The sequence below is a fragment of the Amycolatopsis sp. cmx-11-12 genome (assembly GCF_046269425.1).
GTDB lineage: Bacteria > Actinomycetota > Actinomycetes > Mycobacteriales > Pseudonocardiaceae > Amycolatopsis.
In genome coordinates, this window is record NZ_JADNQM010000025.1 from 139526 (window position 1) to 145638 (window position 6113).

General features: G+C 62.9%; 4 protein-coding genes. All 4 read left to right on the top strand.

What is annotated here, in order from left to right:
- Position 1: 1 nt before the first annotated feature.
- The 4 genes from ACLARN_RS29620 to ACLARN_RS29635 all read left to right on the top strand — a co-directional run bounded on the left by ACLARN_RS29620 (position 2) and on the right by ACLARN_RS29635 (position 5126).
- Positions 2–2338, top strand: coding sequence for an ATP-binding protein (locus ACLARN_RS29620; RefSeq protein WP_409494753.1), 2337 nt, complete (start codon positions 2–4; stop codon positions 2336–2338).
- 331 nt (positions 2339–2669) lie between these two features.
- A complete protein-coding gene (locus ACLARN_RS29625; RefSeq protein WP_409494754.1) occupies positions 2670–3032 on the top strand; it encodes a peptidase inhibitor family I36 protein in 363 nt (120 codons plus the stop codon).
- Between the two features lie 659 nt (positions 3033–3691).
- On the top strand, positions 3692–4456 hold the full coding sequence (locus tag ACLARN_RS29630) for a helix-turn-helix domain-containing protein (protein WP_409494755.1): 765 nt from the start codon (positions 3692–3694) through the stop codon (positions 4454–4456).
- Positions 4457–4505: 49 nt separating this feature from the next.
- A complete protein-coding gene (locus tag ACLARN_RS29635; RefSeq protein ID WP_409494756.1) occupies positions 4506–5126 on the top strand; it encodes a LysE family transporter in 621 nt (206 codons plus the stop codon).
- The last annotated feature ends 987 nt before the right edge of the window (positions 5127–6113 follow it).

Consider the following 6113-nt stretch of genomic DNA (forward strand, 5'->3'; position numbering starts at 1 on the left):
AATGACGACTGCTGCCGAGGCGAAACTTTCGAGCCGGTTGCCCGCAGAAGTGACCAGCTACGTGGGGCGTGAAGCTGAGATCCGGGAAGCCCGCCGCCGGCTGGGAGCGGGTTCGGTGGTGACCTTGACCGGGCCGGGCGGCGTCGGCAAGACCCGCATGGCTGTGCGGCTGGCACGGACGCTGAGCCCGGACTTCACCGATGGCGCGGTGTTCGTCTCCTTGGCCGAGCTCCACGACCCGGACCTACTGCCCGGTACTATCGCCGAAGAGCTGGACTTGGCGGACAGCTCGACACGGCCACCCCTGGCGGTGTTGGTCGAGGGGTTGCGGACGCGTCGTACCTTGCTCGTACTGGACAACTGTGAACATCTGGTAGAGGCGTGCGCACGCCTGATCGCAACGGTGGTGCGCGAGTGCCCGGACGTCGTGCTGCTGGCGACGAGCAGGCAGTCCCTCGGGGTGGCGGGCGAGCAGATCCTGCCGCTGTCGCCGCTGGATGTTCCCGTGGATGGCACCCCGACCAAGGAGTCGCGTCACGCCCCTGCGGTGCAACTGTTCGCCGACCGCGCGTCGGCCGTCGTGTCGTCCTTCAAAGTCGCTGAAGACAACGTCGACGACGTTCTGCGTTTATGCCGCGCACTGGAGGGGCTTCCGCTGGCGATCGAGCTGGCCGCGGTCCGGCTGCGTGTGCTGTCGGTAGGCGAGATCGCCGACCGACTGAACGAGCAGTTCACTCTGCTCACCGCGGGTGGACCGCGAGTGGGTCTCAACCGGCATGAGACCCTGCGCGCGCTGACCGACTGGAGCTATCGGCTGTGCACCTCGGCCGAGCAGTTGCTGTGGGCCAGGCTGTCCGTGTTCGCCCACGATTTCGACCTCAGCGCCGCCGAAGACGTCTGCACCGGCGAGGGGCTTGACCCGGCCGAAGTGCTGGACGTTCTCGATGGTCTGCTGGACAAGTCGGTGCTGCTGCGGGTCGAGCAGCACGGGGTGGTTCGTTACCGGCTGCTGGAGACGTTGCGCCAATTCGGCGAGGAGAAGCTGGCCGCCACCGGCGAGTTGCTGCGGTTACGCAGACGTCACCGTGACTGGTGCTTGCGGCTGGTCGATCGTTATCAGCGGGCCTGGATCGGGCCGGACCAGCTGGCCTGGAGTGCTCGGCTGCGCCGGGAGCATCCCAACCTGCGGACGGCGCTGGACTTCTGCGCGGAAGACCCGAACGACGCCGTCGTTGGACTGAGCATCGCTGTACGGTGCAAGGAGTTCTGGCTCATCCGCGGGATCACCGCCGAGGGGCGGTTACATCTCCGTAAGCTGCTCGACCTCGCGCCGAAGGACGTACCCGAGCGTGCGCACGCCCTGTGGACCTATGCCTTCCTCGCGCAGATCCAAGGAGACCGGCCGGCTTACGAACAGACGATCGCCGAGGCCGCCGCGGTGTCCGAAGCGGTGAACGATGTGTCGGCGCGGGCCTATACCTTGCTCGTCCGTGGTTACGATGCGCTGATCGGTAACCGCATGTCCGAAGCAGCCGCCTTGTTCGAAGAGTCGACCGCTCTGCACCGCGGTGAGGGGGACCTCGGTGGAGAACTCTGGGCCCGGTACAACTACGGCATCTCCTTCGCTCTGGCCGGCCGGCTCGAGCAAGGGCGAGAGGTTCTGCGCGATTGCGTCGACGAGTTGGTCGCGCGAGGGGAGATCTTCTGGCGGTCGTGGGCGCTGTGGTCGCTGGCGGCCGTCGAGTACCTGGTGGGTGATATCGATCAGGCGCGAGCCGCTTGCCACGAGACTCTCCGGCTCGAACGGCAGCTGCAGGATCGCGCGATTGTCGCGTTCGCGCTCACCGTCACCGCAGGCGTCGCCGCGCACACCGGTCAGGACCGGCGAGCCGCGAAGCTGTTCGGAGCGGCGGCGGCGGTATGGGCGTCGGTCGGTGCGTCCCCGACCCGGTACGAGGCGTTCATCAGGCCCATGGAGAAGGACACCGAACTGGTCACCGGAAGGCTCGGCCTGGACGCGGCGGCTGCCGAGTTCACCGCGGGCTACGCCCTGTCCATCGACGCCGCGGTGGCATACGCGCTGGACGACGGTGCCGACTCCGCGCCCCGCGGGCCATTGACCAAGCGGGAAACCGAGGTAGCCCATCTGGTGGCCCAGGGAATGACCAACCGCCAGATCGCCGAAACCCTGGTGATCTCCCAGCGGACCGCTTCCACCCACGTCGACCACATCCTGACGAAGCTGTCGTTCCATCGGCGCTCGCAGATCGCGGCCTGGATCGCCAAGGGGCAACCGGGCCAAGGAGAAGGGCCGGGCTCGGCGTTGAAGGGTGCTTGAGCAGGACCTAGTGCGAACGTCGCGACATGGGCGGTGGAGGACACTGCGTCCCCTGCGGCAGCCCCGAGTGCCGATGCCCGGTCGGTTATGAATTGTTTCAGATTAAGCATCGGGTGAAGGCTGGACGTGTGGCCGTGTGAGGGTTCAATCTTACAAGAGTGAAATACCGGACGATAAGGCGATTCTTTCACGGCGGGTGTTTCTCAAGCTGAGCGGGTATCGACGCGTGAGGCGGCTGATGGCCCCAGTGGCCATGGGGAAAACCGCGAGTGTTGTAGGCGTATTCATGAATCGTTTTCTCCTGGGGGATCGAATCAATGGAGAGAGGTAGATGATGTCGATCATCAATAGAATGCTGGCATTGATGACGGTGGCCTTGTCGGGCCTGGTGGTTGCTCCAGGAGTTGCCCAGGCGGCAACCGGGTACGACCGCTGCCCGCCGGGTTATATGTGCCTGTTCGATGATTGGGACGGGCAAGGAGCCATGGCCTACTTCCAGGCAGGGTCGCCTGATCTGGCTTTGCAGAATTTTGACAACAGGGCCCAAAGTCAGCGAAACAACAACGCCAGCAACTTCTGTGCGTACGTTAACAAGAAATATGACAACAGCAGTGGATCGGGAACCTATCAGCCCGGTACCAAAGGAAACTTCAATGCCAACGTGAATGCGTACAGCTCCCTGAGGAAGTGCTGACCGGTATTGGCTTGCCGGGAACCTGAGCGCAATGTCCGCGGGTTGGCTTAGGTCGAGGAGTGGCGCCAAGCTCGGCAAAACTTTATTCCGGTCGGGCAGAGTGCCTGCGTAGGGGTGCTTCGCTGAGCCTGGAGGCTGCGGCCTGGCCGATTCCGTGCAAGCAAGCCTGCCGATTCCGCATCATCGATGCGCACGTGGTTATCGGAGGTGGCTGTATTGTCATCGTTGACCGCTTGATTGATGGTCGTGCTGTTGGCTACATTGGCTTCGTAGCCAACAGGGCCTGCTGTCTCGTTGGCGAACAATGCGTTTGTCCGGAATGATGCGGTCGGCGTCGTCTCGGCTCAAAGGCGACTGTTGGTGAACTTGAGTGGAGCGGTGTCCGTGTCGCCGCTCCACTCAAGGCTGCGCGTACTTTTCACGGAGCCGAAGATGAGTTGCCGCTCAAATTCAGGGCGATGTACACTTCCTTGGGTTTGGGATGCACAGGCTCATCGAGGTAAGGGCCGCGTCGACGTATGGGCATGAGTTCCTGGGGCCGATATTTCGAAATTCCTGGCACGCTTCAGGGTCGAAACCCGAAGCGTGATCGCCCATGCCTGGAGGTCGCCAGGCGATTCGTCGCGCCCATGGCGCTCGAGGGAATGTAAACTGCCGAGATGAGAGTATGGGAGCAGGATGGGATCGAGGTCTTTGTCGCTGCCCCTGCGTCAGGCAGGTTCACGCGACACAGACATGACGAATATGTCATCAGCGCGAATGTCTGTGGTATCGAGTATGTCCGATTGGACCGGCGTCGGTTCACTCTGGGCACCGATGAACTGACCCTGTATAACCCAGGGGAGGTGCAATCGTCTGAAGCCTCGGTTGGCGATGGCGAACGGTGGTCATGTGTCAGTGTCTACGTCGACCCGGGGTTCTTGATCCGGAGGTTCGGTTTTGCCGCGGAATTTCAGGAGCCGGTCATCACAGCGCCGGTGCTGCGAGCTGAACTGTTGACGCTGGCCCTCTCGCCGGTGGACGACACCACGCCTGGCCGAGTGGAGTGGTTGCTCAACGCGGTGCTCAATCAAGCTCGCCTCGGGCCAAAGCGCTCTTCCCCTGAGATGGCGCGAGCACACGCTTGGCTGTTGAACGGGCCGGAGCGCGGGGTGTCGGAACCGGTGAATATCGGACAGTTGGCTGCTCATCTGGGATGGTCGAGGGAGACCTTCACCCGGCGGTTCACGCAGGCGACCGGGACTCCGCCGTATGCGTGGCACCTTCAGGCGCGGTTACGGCGTGCGCGCCGGCTGCTCCGACAGGGGCAGAGCCCAGCTGAGGTCGCGGTCCAAGCCGGCTTCACCGACCAAGCTCACCTGCACAAACTCATTCAAGCCGCGTACTCGACGACGCCGTCCCGGATCCGGCTGTCGGCCCGGTAGGTCACAGATCTACAAGACCGAGCGCGTTCCGCGGCGGCATCCTCGGGTGATGCTCGACGTGGCCTTATTCGCCTTCGGACTGGGAATGGTGTTCAATGCCGTTCCGGGTGCAATCTTCTCAGAGTCTCTTCGCCGTGGAATGCGTGGCGGGTTCCGCAGTGCGTTCGCCGTCCAGGTCGGCTCGCTGGTGGGTGATGTGGTCTGGGCTGTCCTGGGGCTCGCCGGCGTCGGAGCGCTGTTCCTGCTTGACGGCGTGCGGGTACCGCTCGTGCTTGCCGGTGCCCTGCTCACGGTTGGTCTGGGAGTCAACTCGCTGCGTGCCGCTTTGCGCCCGGCCTCTGCGGTTCTGGCCAATGATGATCACGCCGACTCCGCGCGAGGTGGGTTGTCGATCGGTGCGGCGATGTCTCTGACGAACCCCATGAACGTTGTCTATTGGGGTGGTGCCGCCGGCGCCGTGAGCGGCGTCCTCGGTGAGACATCGTCGTGGCAGTCGATGACTGTCTTTTTCATCGGGTTCTTCGTCGCCTCACTGATGTGGTGTTGGATCTGTGCGGGGGCCATAGTTCTGTTCCGGCGCGCGTTGCCGGCCCGGGGAGTGAAGGTGATCGAAGTGGCGTGCGGGGTCAGCCTAGTCAGCCTCGGGGTTTGGCTGGCTGTGTCGGTCTGACCGCGATCTTGACCGAAGGGAACCCTCCTGTTCCTGTTGATAACCGATTGCGCATCGGGTGATTGTCGTATGCAAGCTGCCATCGATGCCCGGGCCCGCCTGGAAGACCTGGTGATGTCCGAACGGTTATGAAAGAGGTGGCAAAAGGCATCGGGCAAATGCTGTACCCGCGGGCCTGTGGTGGCCTTCCTCGAAGGAGCTGTGTGTGTCTTGATGGCAAGACGCATCAAAAAGCGGGTAGTCATATTCATCTGTGCCCTGGCTGTGTTCTTCGGAATCCGTGCGCCGCCGGCTTGGTCGGTCACCGGGGGTGGGTCGACGATTTCGGCCGATCTGGCGGAGAAATGCTTGTATATCGAGGGAAACTGGCTGTGCATCAGGACTCCGGGTGCCCGGGGACAGCTGAGCTATCTCAGCGTCCGGTATGAAAGAACGTGGGGGAGCGGCGACTTGTACAGCTGTGGGTGGTCAAACCTGGTCAGACCCAGTGGAGCGGAGCGCATACGCAGGTTGTTCAGCCGGTCCAGGTGGCACAGTGGGGAGCGCCTGAGACGGTGAAGGCCGGCTGCTGCAACGCGAAGATGTTCGTCAGTAACGTTGGCTGGTACTACACCGGTTGTCTTGGAAAGTAGTCAAGAATTTCAGCCTCCTGGCCCGGTTGACATACGCGGCCGATCAGGTGGCGTGTTCGCGATAGAGCCCGACGTGCACTGCCACCTGAAGGCTTGGACTGAGGCATCGACGCCACCGCAGCTGTGGGCGCAGTCGAACTAAGACGATCCAAAGGCGAAATTGCTAGATCGAATGTGGCCGACTCGGAAGGATCCGAACCGGTTAACCGGAGGATTCTTGGTCCAAGTCTAGTACTCCAGCCGGACTTCGTGATGTCGCTGGTGGGCTGCCCGTAGACAGGTGCGGCCACCAGTTGATCATGGTCGGTTGTGTGGACTAACCCTGATCGGCTGGTGGCCGCGGGTCCCAGCGTAA